Annotated in this window: 13 protein-coding genes; 3 read left to right on the top strand and 10 right to left on the bottom strand. The window is 68.9% G+C overall.

Annotation, left to right across the window (positions count from 1 at the left end):
• Nucleotides 1-71 precede the first annotated feature (71 nt).
• Genes ACSQ3D_RS13660 through ACSQ3D_RS13640 form a run of 5 tightly spaced genes read right to left on the bottom strand, consistent with a single transcriptional unit; the run spans nt 72 to nt 4,686 of the window.
• A complete protein-coding gene (locus ACSQ3D_RS13660; protein WP_436127274.1) occupies nt 72-971 on the bottom strand; it encodes an amino acid ABC transporter substrate-binding protein in 900 nt (299 codons plus the stop codon).
• Between the two features lie 46 nt (nt 972-1,017).
• The gene (locus ACSQ3D_RS13655) at nt 1,018-2,436 is read right to left on the bottom strand and encodes an amidase (protein ID WP_436127273.1); all 1,419 of its coding nucleotides are present in this window, start codon (nt 2,434-2,436) and stop codon (nt 1,018-1,020) included.
• Complete coding sequence (locus tag ACSQ3D_RS13650; protein WP_056410657.1) at nt 2,433-3,119, bottom strand: amino acid ABC transporter permease; 687 nt, start codon at nt 3,117-3,119, stop codon at nt 2,433-2,435. The genes ACSQ3D_RS13655 and ACSQ3D_RS13650 overlap by 4 nt, the downstream gene beginning before the upstream one ends.
• Nucleotides 3,116-3,781, bottom strand: a complete 666-nt coding sequence (locus ACSQ3D_RS13645) for an amino acid ABC transporter permease (RefSeq protein WP_235503864.1) — start codon at nt 3,779-3,781, stop codon at nt 3,116-3,118. Before ACSQ3D_RS13645 ends, ACSQ3D_RS13650 begins: the two co-directional genes overlap by 4 nt.
• On the bottom strand, nt 3,778-4,686 hold the full coding sequence (locus ACSQ3D_RS13640) for an amino acid ABC transporter ATP-binding protein (RefSeq protein ID WP_396504209.1): 909 nt from the start codon (nt 4,684-4,686) through the stop codon (nt 3,778-3,780). Before ACSQ3D_RS13640 ends, ACSQ3D_RS13645 begins: the two co-directional genes overlap by 4 nt.
• A gap of 51 nt (nt 4,687-4,737) precedes the next feature.
• Between ACSQ3D_RS13640 and ACSQ3D_RS13635 the strand changes: the two genes are divergently transcribed.
• On the top strand, nt 4,738-5,874 hold the full coding sequence (locus ACSQ3D_RS13635; RefSeq protein WP_082485703.1) for a GlxA family transcriptional regulator: 1,137 nt from the start codon (nt 4,738-4,740) through the stop codon (nt 5,872-5,874).
• A 142-nt stretch (nt 5,875-6,016) separates the two neighbouring features.
• Here ACSQ3D_RS13635 and ACSQ3D_RS13630 read toward each other — a convergent pair whose 3' ends face one another.
• The gene (locus tag ACSQ3D_RS13630; protein WP_436127272.1) at nt 6,017-6,895 is read right to left on the bottom strand and encodes an ABC transporter substrate-binding protein; all 879 of its coding nucleotides are present in this window, start codon (nt 6,893-6,895) and stop codon (nt 6,017-6,019) included.
• A 243-nt stretch (nt 6,896-7,138) separates the two neighbouring features.
• On the opposite strand from ACSQ3D_RS13630, the gene ACSQ3D_RS13625 reads away from it, so the two are divergent.
• Both ACSQ3D_RS13625 and gstA read left to right on the top strand, forming a co-directional pair.
• Nucleotides 7,139-7,909 carry a class II aldolase/adducin family protein gene (locus ACSQ3D_RS13625; protein WP_436127271.1) on the top strand — a complete coding sequence of 257 codons (771 nt, stop codon included), beginning with the start codon at nt 7,139-7,141 and terminating at the stop codon, nt 7,907-7,909.
• Between the two features lie 112 nt (nt 7,910-8,021).
• On the top strand, nt 8,022-8,630 hold the full coding sequence (gene gstA, locus ACSQ3D_RS13620) for a glutathione transferase GstA (protein WP_056171625.1): 609 nt from the start codon (nt 8,022-8,024) through the stop codon (nt 8,628-8,630).
• A 169-nt stretch (nt 8,631-8,799) separates the two neighbouring features.
• Here gstA and ACSQ3D_RS13615 read toward each other — a convergent pair whose 3' ends face one another.
• The 4 genes from ACSQ3D_RS13615 to ACSQ3D_RS13600 form a co-directional block, all read right to left on the bottom strand.
• Nucleotides 8,800-9,711 carry an ABC transporter permease subunit gene (locus tag ACSQ3D_RS13615; RefSeq protein WP_436127270.1) on the bottom strand — a complete coding sequence of 304 codons (912 nt, stop codon included), beginning with the start codon at nt 9,709-9,711 and terminating at the stop codon, nt 8,800-8,802.
• Nucleotides 9,704-10,537 (bottom strand): taurine ABC transporter ATP-binding protein, encoded by an 834-nt coding sequence (locus ACSQ3D_RS13610; protein WP_436127269.1) that lies wholly within the window; start codon nt 10,535-10,537, stop codon nt 9,704-9,706. Before ACSQ3D_RS13610 ends, ACSQ3D_RS13615 begins: the two co-directional genes overlap by 8 nt.
• The gene (gene tauA / locus ACSQ3D_RS13605) at nt 10,527-11,546 is read right to left on the bottom strand and encodes a taurine ABC transporter substrate-binding protein (protein WP_396504204.1); all 1,020 of its coding nucleotides are present in this window, start codon (nt 11,544-11,546) and stop codon (nt 10,527-10,529) included. The genes ACSQ3D_RS13610 and tauA overlap by 11 nt, the downstream gene beginning before the upstream one ends.
• Before the next feature lie 189 nt (nt 11,547-11,735).
• On the bottom strand, nt 11,736-12,998 hold the full coding sequence (locus tag ACSQ3D_RS13600) for a YbfB/YjiJ family MFS transporter (RefSeq protein ID WP_436127268.1): 1,263 nt from the start codon (nt 12,996-12,998) through the stop codon (nt 11,736-11,738).
• Nucleotides 12,999-13,161 lie beyond the last annotated feature (163 nt).

Raw genomic sequence — 13,161 nt, 5'->3', positions numbered from 1 at the left:
GATGAAGGGACTGAAAGGACTGAAAGGGCCGGCTGGAAAAAAAAGACCACTGCGGCAATACCGCCGCGCGTTCAGGGAATGCCGTACTTGTTGGGGTAGCGGATGTTTTCGCGCATGTGGGCGCTCATCGGGATGCGCAGCGCTTCGGTGTCGAACCACTTGCGGTACAGGGCGGCCAGCTCGCCCGAATGCATGAGCGCGAGCACCGTGCGGTCCACCACCTCGCGCAGCGGCGCATCGTCCTTGGGCAGCATGAAGGCATACGGCTCCACCGTAAGGTGGCGGCCGGTGACATGCAGGTCGCCCTTCTTCGGCGATGTGGCCAGCAGTGCGTAGAGCAGGATGTCGTCCTGCGCGAAGGCATCGACCGTGCCCTCTTCCACCAGGCGCACGCCCTCGGCATCGGTGGCCACCACCACGACCTGCAGCTCCTGCTCGCGCTGCACGCGCGCCATGGTCTCCTGCGCCGTGGTGCCGTTGCTCACCGCAATGCGCCGCCGCCACAGGCTGGGCACGCCGTCGATCAGCGCGGCCTGGCGCGCCAGGAAGCGCACGCCCGTGGTGAACAGCGTGTGCGAGAAGTCCACGTCCTTTTGCCGGCCCACGGTGTTGGTGTTGCCACCGCACTCGATGTCGATGCTGCCGGCCTTGAGCAGCGGTATGCGCTGCGCCGCCTCCAGCGGGCGGAACTCCACGCGCAGCGCCGGCTGCGCCAGCACCTTGCGCAGGTTCTGCACCACGCGCTGGCACACGTCGATGGAGTAGCCCACTGTGTCGCCCGCCGCGTCGCGGAACGCAAAGGTGCCCGGCGTGGGGATGTAGCCCACATGCACCACCCCGCCGCGAGCGATGCGCTCCAGCGCCGAAGCGCCGCCTCGGGCCGGTGTCTGTGCAGAGGCCGCGGCCGCGGCGCACAGCAGGGTGAGCGCCAGCAGGCACGCCCGGGGCGCGCGTGGGGACAACGCAGGCATGGTGAAAAGCTCCTGGGGTGAATACAAAGGGGGTGGGGTGCGCCGCTCAGTCCCAGCCCGGCGGCACCGCGCGGTGCCAGCCGGTGGCCTGCTCGAACGCATGGCCCACGCGCAGGATCGTCGGCTCGTCCATCGGCCGGCCGATGACCTGCAGCGATACCGGCATGCCGCCCTGCGTGAAGCCCGCCGGCACGGCCAGCGAGCACAGATCCAGCAGGTTCACGAAGCGGCCAAAGCGCGACAGCGGCGTGGCCAGCTCGTCCACCGCACTGACCGGGATGGCGGCGATCGCATTGGTCGGAAAGGCGCACACATCCACACCCTCCATGGCGCGCAGCATGTCGGCCTTGGCCTGCTCGCGCAGCTTGAGCAGCGCGATGTACTGCGCTGCACCGATGTCGCGGCCCAGCAGGATGCGGCGGCGCACATGCGGGTCGAACTCCAGCCCGTCCTGCTCGAACAGCGGTCCCAGGTTGGCATAGCCCTCGGCGCTCATCAGGCTGCCCGCCACGCGCATGGATTCGGCGCAGCTTTGCGGCAGCGCGCGCTCCACGCGCTGCATGCCCAGCGACACCAGCACCTGCACCGCCGCGTCGCAGGCCGCAAGCACGTCGGCATCCACATCGTGGCGCTCGGCCTCGGGCAGCGTCCACACGCGCAGGCCCTGCACGCCGCGCGCAAGGTGCGGCAGCACCGAGCGCACGGGCGCCTGCAGCGACACCGCGTCGTGCGGGTCGGCACCGGCCAGCACTTCCAGCAGCAGCGCACTGTCGCGCACCGTGCGCGTGAGCGGCCCCACCGTGTCGTGCGTGGGGCACAGCTCGATGAGCCCGTGGCGGCTGATGAGGCCGCGCGTGGTCTTGAGCCCCACCACGCCGCACAGCCCGGCCGGTATGCGCACCGACCCGCCCGTGTCCGTGCCGATGGACGCACTGCACAGCCCCGCCGCCAGCGCCACGGCCGAGCCGCTGCTGCTGCCGCCGGGCGTGCGGTGCGTGTGCACATCCCAGGGGTTCCAGGGTGTGCCCATCACCGCGTTGGTGCCCCAGCCGCCGAATGCGAACTCCACCGTGTGCGTCTTGCCGACCACGATGGCGCCGGCCGCACGCAGGCGGTCCACCACCGTGGCGTTCATGCCGGAGATGCGCGCCGGCCGCGCGCGCGAGCCTGCGGCAATCGCCTTGCCCTGCACCTCGAACAGGTCCTTCACCGCCACCGTCACGCCGTGCAGCGGCCCGACGAAGACGCCCGCACGGGCCATGCGGTCCAGGCCCTGCGCGGCGGCGCGGGCCTCGTCGGCGTAGACCTCGGTATAGGCGTGCAGCTGCGCGCCATGCCGGTCGATGCGCGCGAGCTGCGCCTCCACCAGCGCCTCGCTCGACAAGCGGCCCGCACGGATGGCCGCGGCCTGGTCTGCCAGCGGCGCGTAGACCATGGATGGCATCGAGAGATCGGTGGTCGTCATGCAGCCCCCAGCGTGCGGCGGCCCTGCGCCAGGCGGCGCTCCATGAAGCGCGAGAGCATGGACAGCGGGAACGCGATCGCGAAATAGAACAGCCCCACCAGGATGAAGACGTGCAGCGGCAGGAAGTACTCGCTGGAGATCGCCTTGGCGGCCAGCATGAGTTCGTTGGTGGCGATCAGCGCGCACAGCGAGCTGTCTTTCAGCAGTGCCACGTAGCTGCTCAGCAGTGGTGGCAGCATCACGCGTGCCGCCTGCGGCAGCGTGACGTGCAGGAACACGCGGCGCGGCGTGAGGCCCACCGCCAGGCCCGCCTCGCGCTGCCCGCCGTGCACCGACTGCAGCCCGCCCCGCAGGATCTCCGCCACATAGGCCGCGCCATGCACTCCGAGGCCGATGGCACCGGCCCAGTAGCCCGACAGCGTCACGCCGATGGAAGGCAGCGCAAAGTAGATCGCCAGGAGCAGCGCTAGCAGCGGTATGGCCCGCAGCAGCTCGATGAAGCCCTGCGCACTGCGGCGCAGCACGGCCACGCCGCTGCGCAGCATCCACACCAGCAGCGCCCCCAGCACGATGGCGATGGCAAAGCCGATGGCCGACAGCTCGGCCGTGACACGCGCGGCGTCCAGCAGGCGCGGCCACCACTCGCCCAGGTACTCGGCATAGGTTGCAAAGAATGCGGTCATCGTGCCCCCCTGGCAGTGTGGCGCTCCAGGCGCGTGAAGGCCCAGCTGATGGGCAGCACCATGGCCGCATAGAGCAGCATGGCGGTCAGGTAGATCAGCGGCGTCTCGAAGGTGGACGTCACCAGGTTGCGCGCATAGAACATCACTTCAGGCGCCGCGATGGCCGACGCGATGGAGGTGTCCTTGACCAGCTGGCTCGCGTAGTTGCCCAGCGACGGCAGCGTCACGCGCAGCATCTGCGGCAGCAGCACGCAGCGCAGCGTCTGCGCGGGTGTCAGGCCCACGGCCAATGCCGCCTCGCGCTGGCCCACCGGCAGGCAGCGCAGGCCCGCGGCAAACACGTCGCACAGGATGGCCGCGCCCACCAGGCCCAGGCCGACGACCGCGGCCGTGAGCGGCGACAGCCGCACTCCCACCGACGCCAGGCCGAAATACAGCACGAACAGATGCGCCAGCGCGGGCACGTTGCGCATCCATTCGATGTACGCCGCAATGGCCCATTGCAGCGCGCGGTGGCGCACGAAGACCACCAGCAAGGCCAGCAGCAGCCCCAGGCCCGCGGCGATCAGCGCGGCGCCTGCCGCCACCTGCGCGGCCGTCCACGCACCGCGCAACAGCGTGAGCGCGATCAGGGTGAAGGTATCGAGTCCGGGCATGGTCATGCACCCAGCCCTGCGCCACCGCCCACCTGGCCCAGGAAGCTGCGCGTGCGCTCCATGCGCGGCGCGTTGATCACCTGCGCGGCGGGGCCCTCTTCGACGATGTGGCCACCGTCCATGAAGATCACGCGGTCGGCCACATCGCGCGCAAAGCGGATCTCGTGCGTCACCAGGATCATCGAGCGGCCCTCGTCGGCCAGCTCGCGGATCACGCCCAGCACCTCGCCCACGAGTTCTGGGTCCAGGGCGGACGTGGGCTCGTCAAACAGGATGAGCTTGGGCTTTTGCGCCAGCGTGCGCGCAATGGCCACGCGCTGCTGCTGCCCGCCGGACAACTGCTCGGGGTAGGCGTCGGCCTTGTGCCGCAGGTGCACCTTCTCCAGCATGTCTTCGGCCAGCGCGTGGGCCTCGTCGCGCCGCATGCCGCCGGCCTTGATGGACGCAAGCGCCACGTTGTCGCGCACCGTGAGGTGCGGCCACAGATAGAACAGCTGGAACACCATGCCGATCTCGCGGCGCTGCGGTGCCATCTCGGTGTCGCTCATCAGCCGCCAGCCGCCGCCCTTGCGCGCAGGCACCTGGCCGATGCGCTCGTCCTGCAGCAGCACCTCGCCGCCGTTGGGCTTTTCCAGGAAGTTCAGGCAGCGCAGGCACGTGGACTTGCCCGAGCCGCTGGGCCCGATCAGCGACAGCGTCTCGCCTTTTTTCAGGTCGAAGGAAATGCCCTTGAGCACCTCCGTCTGGCCGTAGCTCTTGGTGAGGCCGCTCACGCGCAGCAGGGGTGGATGGTCGTCGTTCACAGCATGGTTCTCCAGACAGTGGTGTGCGGGCGCTGCGGCACGCAAATTGCACCCGCATGTCCTTGCTACCCAGTGCCTCCATGCTAGGAATGGCGCCCCTCTGTTCATTGGAGGGGGACGCAGCTATATTGAACGTATGCGACATGCAGGGAAAACGCGATGCCCCCCACCACACCCCAGCGCAAAGCCCCTGGCGTCAAAAATGGCGCCAACGCGCACCAGACCAGTGCACAGAACACAGGCGACATTGGTGCATTGATCGGCAAGCTCGACGCGGCGTCGCGGCCCAGCGCGCCGCGGCGCAAGGCGTCATCGGCCTCCGAACTGCGCGTGGGCATCCTGCTGTGGCCGCAGTTCCCGCTGCTGTCGCTGGCGGGCCTGTGCGACGGCCTGCGCCACGCGGCCGATGTGGGCGACCAGAGCCGGCAGATCCGCTGCTCGTGGACCATCCTGGGCATACCCGGCCAGTCGGTGGCCGCCAGTTGCGGTGTCGAAGTACCCGTGCAGGAATCGCTCTCGTCCGACTGCGACTACGACTACATCGCCGTCATCGGCGGGCTGCTGCCGGCCATCCCCTCAGCCCACCCGCGCTACCGCGAGTTCCTGCAGTACGCCGCATCGCTGGGCAAGCCGCTCATCGGCATCTGCACCGGCTCGTTCGCGCTGGCGCATGCGGGGCTCATGGCGCAGCGGCGCGCCTGCGTGCACCCCTACCACGTGGAGGACTGGCAGCAGGCGTTCCCCACGCTGCCCTTCGTGACGGACTCGCATTACCTCTTCGACGGCGACCGCATCACCTGTGCGGGCGGCATCTCCATCGTGGAGCTCACGGCCGAGCTGGTGCGCCTGCACTGCGGCCCCGACCGCGCGGCCAAGGTCGTGCACCAGATGACGGTGAACCCCTCCGCCGGCCACACCCACGTGGCACGCCGCCATGCGCTGGGCTACGGCACCACCGACCACGACAAGCTGCGCCAGGCCATCGTGCTCATGGAAAAGAACATCGGCACGCCCCTCGAGATCGCGGTCATCGCGCGGCTGGTGGATTCGAGCAGCCGCCAGCTCGAGCGCGTGTTCCTGGCCGAGACGCGCACCACGCCGTCGGAGTACTACCGCAACGCGCGCCTCAAATACGCCAAATGGATGCTCACCAGCACCGCCCTGCCGGTCATCACCATCGCGTATGAATGCGGCTTTGCCGACGCATCGCATTTCATCCGGCACTTCCAGCAGCTGTACGGCATGCCGCCGGGGCGCATGCGCAAGGCGCTGCAGGCTGGTACGGTGGAGGCCTGACGGCGCACAGCGCTGCCCCACAGCGATGGCTGGCGGCCCCGCAATGCCGGGCCAAAGACAAAAGCCGCATGCCTGGACAGCATGCGGCTTGGCAATTCGCCGAGACCCCATCGGGCAACCGGCGATGCGACGAGGCGCTAGTTCATCCCTTGCACGACGGCAGCTTCCAGTCCGCTGCGCGGTCCACGCCGGCCCGGGCGTTCTGGCCCACGGGGATGTACCACACGTCCTGCACCAGGCCGTAGGTCTTGCCGATCTTGCGCAGCTCGCAGCTGCCCCAGAGCTTGGCGATCTCGGCGTTCACGGCCTTCACCAGTTCGGGGTTGTCCTTGTTCAGGCCGAACACCACCTGGCCCAGGCCCGTGAGCAGCGGGTAGTCGGGCGATGCGTCGCTGAACGCGTTGAACTTGATCTTCCACTGCGGGTTCTGCGAGATCGCGTACTGCATCACCGGCGGGTCGCCGATCACCGCGTCGATGCGCCCGGCCAGCAGGTCGCGCACCGCGGCGTCCGAGGTGTCGTACAGCGCCAGTTGCAGGCCGTTGATCTTGCGCAGCTCCGGGATGAACGAGAAGCCGGTGATGGTGCCGACCTTCTTGCCTTCCAGGTCCTTGAGGCGGCTCCAGTCAGTCTTGTCCGACTGCGTGATGCCGTTCTTGAAATAGTGGATGGGGTCGCTCAGCGCCATGATTTTCGAGCGCTGCTCGGTCCAGCCCATGGTGCCGGCCATCACGTCCACGCGTTTGGATTGCACCGAGGCGATGGTGCCCGACCACTCCATCAGCGCGGGCTTGACCTTGAGCTGCAGCGCCTGCGCAATGCGCTGCAGGATCTCGCCGTCGTAGCCCACCATCTTGCCGTCCTGGTAGCCGGTGCCGGGCATGTCGCCCGAGAACGCGATGGTGAAGGCGCCCTTGTCCACGGTCTCCAGGGCGTGGGCCGACAGCCCCAGCGCCGACAGGCAGGTGGCGGCGGCGAACGAGGCCAGCAGCCTCGCGATCTTCGATGTGGGATTGCGCATGGTGGTGATCTCCAGAAGTCCGGTGGTTCCCTCCCACCGGCTGGTGGGATGGATGAATGAACTTTAGGGACGCACCCCGCGCCGCGATTGGAGGTTCTCACAGCGCAATGGAACGGCTGCGACATTGCGGGAAAGCCCGTACCGGGCACCCCCAAACGCCGCTTGTGTAGCCTGCCTGACACCCGTTTGCGCTGCAGCGGCCTACAGTGGACCTTCGTACCCACAACCCACGGAGACAAGCCCATGCTCAGCATTCCCTCGCTCAAGGACAGCGTGTCCGCCCCAGAATGGCAGTTGCGCTGCGACCTGGCCGCGTGCTACCGGCTCGTGAGCCTTTACGGCTGGAGCGACCTGGTCTTCACCCACATCAGCGCCAAGCTGCCCGAGTCGGTCTCGGGCCCCGAGCACCAGTTCCTCATCAATCCCTACGGCCTGATGTTCGAGGAGATCACCGCGTCGAGCCTGATCAAGGTGGACATGCAGTGCAACAAGCTGCACGACTCGCCCTTCCCCGTGAACCCAGCGGGCTTCGTGATCCACAGCGCCGTGCACGAGGCCCGGCCCGACGCCGGCTGCGTGCTGCACACCCACACCCGCGCGGGCGTGGCGGTCAGTGCACAGAAGGGCGGCGTGCTGCCTATCAGCCAGCAGAGCACGTTCGTGCTGGGCTCGCTGGCGTACCACGGGTACGAGGGCGTGGCCTTTCGCGACGAGGAAAAGCCGCGCCTGCAGGCCGACCTGGGCGAGGCCAACTTCCTCATGCTGCGCAACCATGGCCTGCTCACCGTGGGCAAGACGATTGCCGATGCGTTCCTGTCGATGTACACCTTCGAGAACACCTGCCGCATCCAGATCGATGCGCAGGCCGGCGGCGAGCTCACGGCCGTGAACCCGCAGATCGTGAGCGGCGTGGCGCAGGCCATGCGCGTGCAGACAGGCGGCCTGGGCGGTGCGTTTGCCTGGCCCGCACTGCTGCGCAAGGTGCAGCGCGAGGCACCGGGTTACGACAGCTGATGCCGCAGGGGCCGTCCCACACAACCGCGCGCACCCGAACGACAGCAGGCGTCACGCACAAGGCATAGGATGGCGGGTTTCTCCGTCACTTTTTTGGAAGGACCTTTTCATCATGAAGCTGTACTACTCCCCCGGCGCCTGCTCTTTGTCTCCGCACATCGCCCTGCACGAGGCGGGCCTGGCCTTCACGCCCGTGCTCGCCAGCACCAAGAGCCACAAGCTGCAGGACGGCACCGACTACTACAGCATCAACCCGCTGGGCTATGTGCCCATGCTGGAGCTGGACGACGGCACGCGCCTGCGCGAAGGCCCGGCCATCGTGCAGTACATCGCCGACCAGGTGCCCCTGAAGATGCTGGCGCCCACCAACGGCTCGCTGCAGCGCTACCGCCTGCAGGAATGGCTGACCTTCATCGGCACCGAAATCCACAAGGGCTTCAGCCCCCTGTTCAACCCCGCCACGCCTGAGGAATACAAGACCATGGCGCGCGAGAAGCTGCTGCAGCGCCTGCAGTGGGTGGACAGCCAGCTGGCCGACAAGCAGTACCTGATGGGCGACCAGTTCACCGTGGCCGACGGCTACCTGTTCACCGTGACCAACTGGGCCAAGCCGACCAACGTGGATATTTCCGCCCTGACGAACCTGGCCGCCTACCGTGACCGCGTGGCCGCCCGCCCTGCGGTGCAGGAGGCGATGAAGGCCGAAGGCTTGCTGAAATAGTAGGCACCCCCTGAGGCGCTGCGCGCCTTCCCCCTCTCTCGACTCGCTGCGCGATTCGGGAGGGGGACGCACCCAGCGCGGCGGGGCGGCCCTTGCGCGGGTGCGCTGGCCTTGGGCCGCGCCAGTTTCATGCGCTGTGGCGCGCGACAGCTGCGAGCCGGCTCGGCGGCTAACGCCCCTTCCAGGGCACGAAGCGCTGCTCCAGCCAGCGCATGAACCAGTCGAAGGTCCACGCCACCAGGCCGATGACCAGGATGCCCATCACCACCACATCGGTGCGCAAGAAGTTGGAGGCATTGAGCACCATCTGCCCCAGCCCCACGGTGGCTGCCACCATCTCGGCGGCCACGAGCGTGGTCCACCCGAAGCCGATGGCGATGCGCAGGCCCACCATGATCTCGGGCAGCGCAGCGGGCACGATGACGTGCCGCACCAGCTGCCATCGGCCCGCGCCCAGCGACAGGGCGGCGTTGATCTGCTCCACGCTCGCGCTGCGCACGCCGGCCTTGGCGGCCAGCGCGATGGGGGCAAAACAGGCCAGGTAGATCAAGAGGATCTTGGCGGTCTCGTCGATGCCGAACCAGATCACGATCAGCGGCAGGTAGGCCAGCGGCGGCAGCGGGCGGTAGAACTCGATGGGCGGGTCGAACACGCCGCGCGCCACGCGGCTCACGCCCATGGCGATGCCCACCGGCACGGCCGTGACGGCCGCCAAGGCGAAGGCGCCGAACACGCGGATCGCGCTCCACTGCAGGTGCTTCCACAGCGGCTCGCCGCCCTGGATGTTGCCGCGCCAGGCATCGCCGAACGCACGCAGCACGGCATCGGGTGCGGGCAGGAACAAGGGCGGCACCCAGGCCAGGTGCGTGGCCAGCCACCACAGCGTTACCAGTGCGGCCACGCAGACGGCGCTGATGGCACGGCTCGGCCCGCTGCCGGGCAGGCGAAACGGCGCGACCGCACGCAGCGAGGACGCTGCGGGTGCAACGTGCGGCGCAGCAGGTGCACCGGACACGGCTGCACCGGGCGTATCGCGTCCGATGCCCGGCACCACCAGGATCTGGCCCATCGCGTCAGGCATGCGTGGGCTCCGCATTTGCCAACACGGCGGGCGCGATCCAGTCCAGCACGCGTTCGCGCCAGGCGATGAACTGCGCATCCGATTTCACGGCGCGCGCAGCCCGGCCACCCAGGTAGTCGGTGTTGAAGGCCAGCGCGTGCTGCTGCGCGATGCGGCCCGGACGCGGTGTCATCACGATGAGGCGCGAGGCCAGGAACAGCGCCTCCTCGACATCGTGGGTGATGAAAAAAATCGTCTTGCCTGTGCGCTGCCACAGCTGCAGCACCAGCTCTTGCAACGACTCTCGGGTGAACGCGTCGAGCGCGCCCAGCGGCTCGTCCATGAGCAGCACGTCGGGGTCGCTGGCCAGGGCGCGGGCCATGCCCACGCGCTGCTGCATGCCGCCCGACAGCTGCCACACGGGCGCGTCGGCAAAGGCCTCCAGGCCCACCAGGGCCAGCTTCTCGATAGCCAATCGACGACGCTCGGTGCGCGGCACGCCGCGCAGGCGCAGGCCCAGCGCCACGTTGTCGACCACGTTGAGCCAGGGCATGAGGGCATGCTTTTGGAACACCACGCCGCGCTCCGCACCCGGCCCGGTCACCGCGCGGCCGTTCAGCGTGATGCTGCCGGACGACGCCTCGGTGAAGCCCGCGATGCAGTTGAGCAGCGTGGTCTTGCCGCAGCCGGAGGCGCCCAGCGCCACCACCAGCTCGCCGCGGGCGATGTCGAGGTCCACGTCCTGCAGCGCCAGCACCGTCGACGCCTGGCGGGCACCGGCATAGCGCACGTTCAGGCCCCGTATCTGCAGGCCTGGTTCTGCGCCGTCGCCGTGCCTACTTGGCACGCCGCACCCAGGCGGGGTTCACACCGACGGAATAGTCGGGCAGCACGTTCTGGATGGTGCCCTGCTCTTTCAAAAAGGCCGCAGTGGCCGCCAGCGACTTGGCCACGCCCGAGTCCTTGCCGCCACCCAGCCACTGGTTGGATGCCTGCTCGGCAGGCGGCACGAAGGCGTACAACGCCAGGCTCGCAGGCACGGTGGGCGCCTCGGCCCCGCTCCACTTGGCCAGCGACTTGACCTCGGCCGACTCGGCGGTCCAGGCAGCCTTGTGACCGGTGTAGGCCTTGTCGGCATCGGCCAGCACCTGCACGAACTGCGCGAGGAAGCCGTCATGCTCCTTGGCAAAGGCCTTGGTTACGGCCAGTCCGTCGAAGGTGGCCTTGCCGGTCTTGGCCGCGATCTGGCCCGAGGTCACGATGACCTTGCCGTTGGCCTTGGCCTTGGCCAGCACCGGGTCCCACACGAAGGTCGCGTCGATGTCGCCGCGCTCCCAGGCCGCCAGGATCTCGGGCGGGCGCAGGTTCACGATCTGCACGCTCTTGGGGTCCACGCCCGCGTCCTGCAGCGCCACCAGCGCGTGGAAGTGCGTGGTCGACACGAAGGGCAGGCCGATCTTCTTGCCCTTGAGGTCCGCCAGCGTGTTCACGCCCGAGCCATTGCGCGCCACCAGGGCCTCGGCATCGTTGATGTTGTCCAGCACCCAGAACACCTCGATGGGCACGCCCTGCGAGATGGCCGATGCGAACGGCGACGAACCCGCCTCGCCGATGTGGATGGCGCCGGAGGCCAGCGCGCGCACCACCTCGGCGCCGCTGCCCAGCTTGCGGTAGGTGACCTTGTAGCCCGTGCGCTTTTCGACCTCGCGCGTTTCCTGTGCATGGCGCCACGGCACGACCATGTCCTGGTAGCCGATGACCACCTCGCGTGTCTGCGCCAGGGCACTGAAGCCCAATACCGTGCCTACCAGCAAGGCCGCGGCCTGGATGCTTTTTCTGCGTGTTGTCGTTGCCATGGGGGGAATGTCCTCTCGGGATGCGTCGGATGCGGCCACGGTGCGGCGCGGGTCCGCCCATGGCATGAGAGAAAAATTCTAGGCAGCGGGCCGTTGGCGGCTTGCACTGGTTTCGCACTTGGATATGCGAAAACCAACTAACCGCCAGCGCGGCATCTGTGCAGGGTCCTGCTCGCCCCACACCCCCGGTCAGCCGCCCGCGCCAGAGCCCGCCAGCGGCCTTTGCCGCGACGCCACCAGCGCCCCCGCCCAGAGCGCACAGGCCGAGAACACCAGCCCGCGCGCCAGGCCGCCCGGGCCGTCGGCGATCCAGCCGACCACCGTGGGCCCGACAATCTGTCCAGCCGCGAACACGATGGTGAACGCGCTGATGCCGCTGGCCCACAGCACCTGGGGCAGGTTGTGGCGCACCAGCGCCGTGGTCGATGCGACCACCGACAGGAACACCCCGCCAAACAGCAAGCCCGATCCCAGCACCACCGGCCACGCGGACGTGAGCGCCGGCAGCACCGTGGCCACGCCCAGCAGGCCGTTGAGCAGCGCCAGCGCCTGCCCGCCCCGGCTGCGGTCCAGCAGGCCCGCCCAGATGCGCGAGGACAGCAGCACGGCCAGCCCCAGCAGCGCATAGAACCAGGTCACCGCGGTGCCGCTGGCGCCCTGCTCGCGCAGCAGCGCCACCACAAAGGTCATGTAGCCGATGTAGCCCACGCCGAACAGGCCATAGCCCAGCAGCGCAGGCCCCAGGGCCCGCCAGCTCACCCGGGCGGGTGGATGCTGCAGATTGAACGGCGTGGGAGGCGCTGCCGGTGCCGCCAGCGCCTGCAGGCGGCGCGCGGGCCACAGCAGCACCGCGGTGGCACCGGCGCAGGCAACGGCCAGCGCCCACCAGGCCCACGCCCAGGCATGCGGCCCGGGTGCGCCCGCCAGCACCGCAGGCACCAGCAGCGCCGACAGGCTGATGCCCCAGCCCGTGCCGCCGTAGTACAGCCCCAGCAGCAGCCCTGCGCGCCCCACCGCATGCGCCCCCAGGCGCGCCGCCAGCAGCCCGCCCGCAATGAACACCAGCGCGCTGGCAGCACCGGCCAGCAGGCGCTGCAGCAGCAGCGGCACCGCATCCACGAAGAAGCCGCTGAGCCCCATGAACACCGACGCCAACACGGCGCCCGCCACCAGCACCTTGCCCGGGGCCACGCGCTGCAGCAGCCACGGTGTGGCCAGCGCGCCCAGCAGGTAGCCCAGCGCATTCACCGTGTTCATGGCCCCGGCCAGCGTGTAGGTCCAGCCCAGGTCCTCGCGCATGGGGGGCAGCAACAGCGCATACGCAAAGCGTGTGATGCCCAGCGACACCGCAGCGCCCATGGAGAGCGCCACCGCCAGCCACAGCGCGGGCAACGTGGCAGGCAACGTGGCCAAGGGCCGGACCGCGCCGGGCGGTGCAGGATGGGAGGGCATGGCGTGCAATTTTGCCGCAGCCGCCTTTAGCGCGCTGGCCGGGCAGCGCCACGGCCCGCAGCGGGGCCGCTGGGGCCAATAGCACAAAACCAGAGCCCTTGTTGACGCCAGTGCGCTGCACGTTTTGCGCTGCAGCATTAACCTTCGGCTTTCGACCGATGGC

Origin of the sequence: Acidovorax sp. LjRoot117 (assembly GCF_964252695.1) — a bacterium.
In the GTDB taxonomy this organism is placed as follows: domain Bacteria; phylum Pseudomonadota; class Gammaproteobacteria; order Burkholderiales; family Burkholderiaceae_C; genus Acidovorax.
Note: the sequence above shows the minus strand (reverse complement) of the source record. Positions and strands in the feature narration are given on the sequence as shown.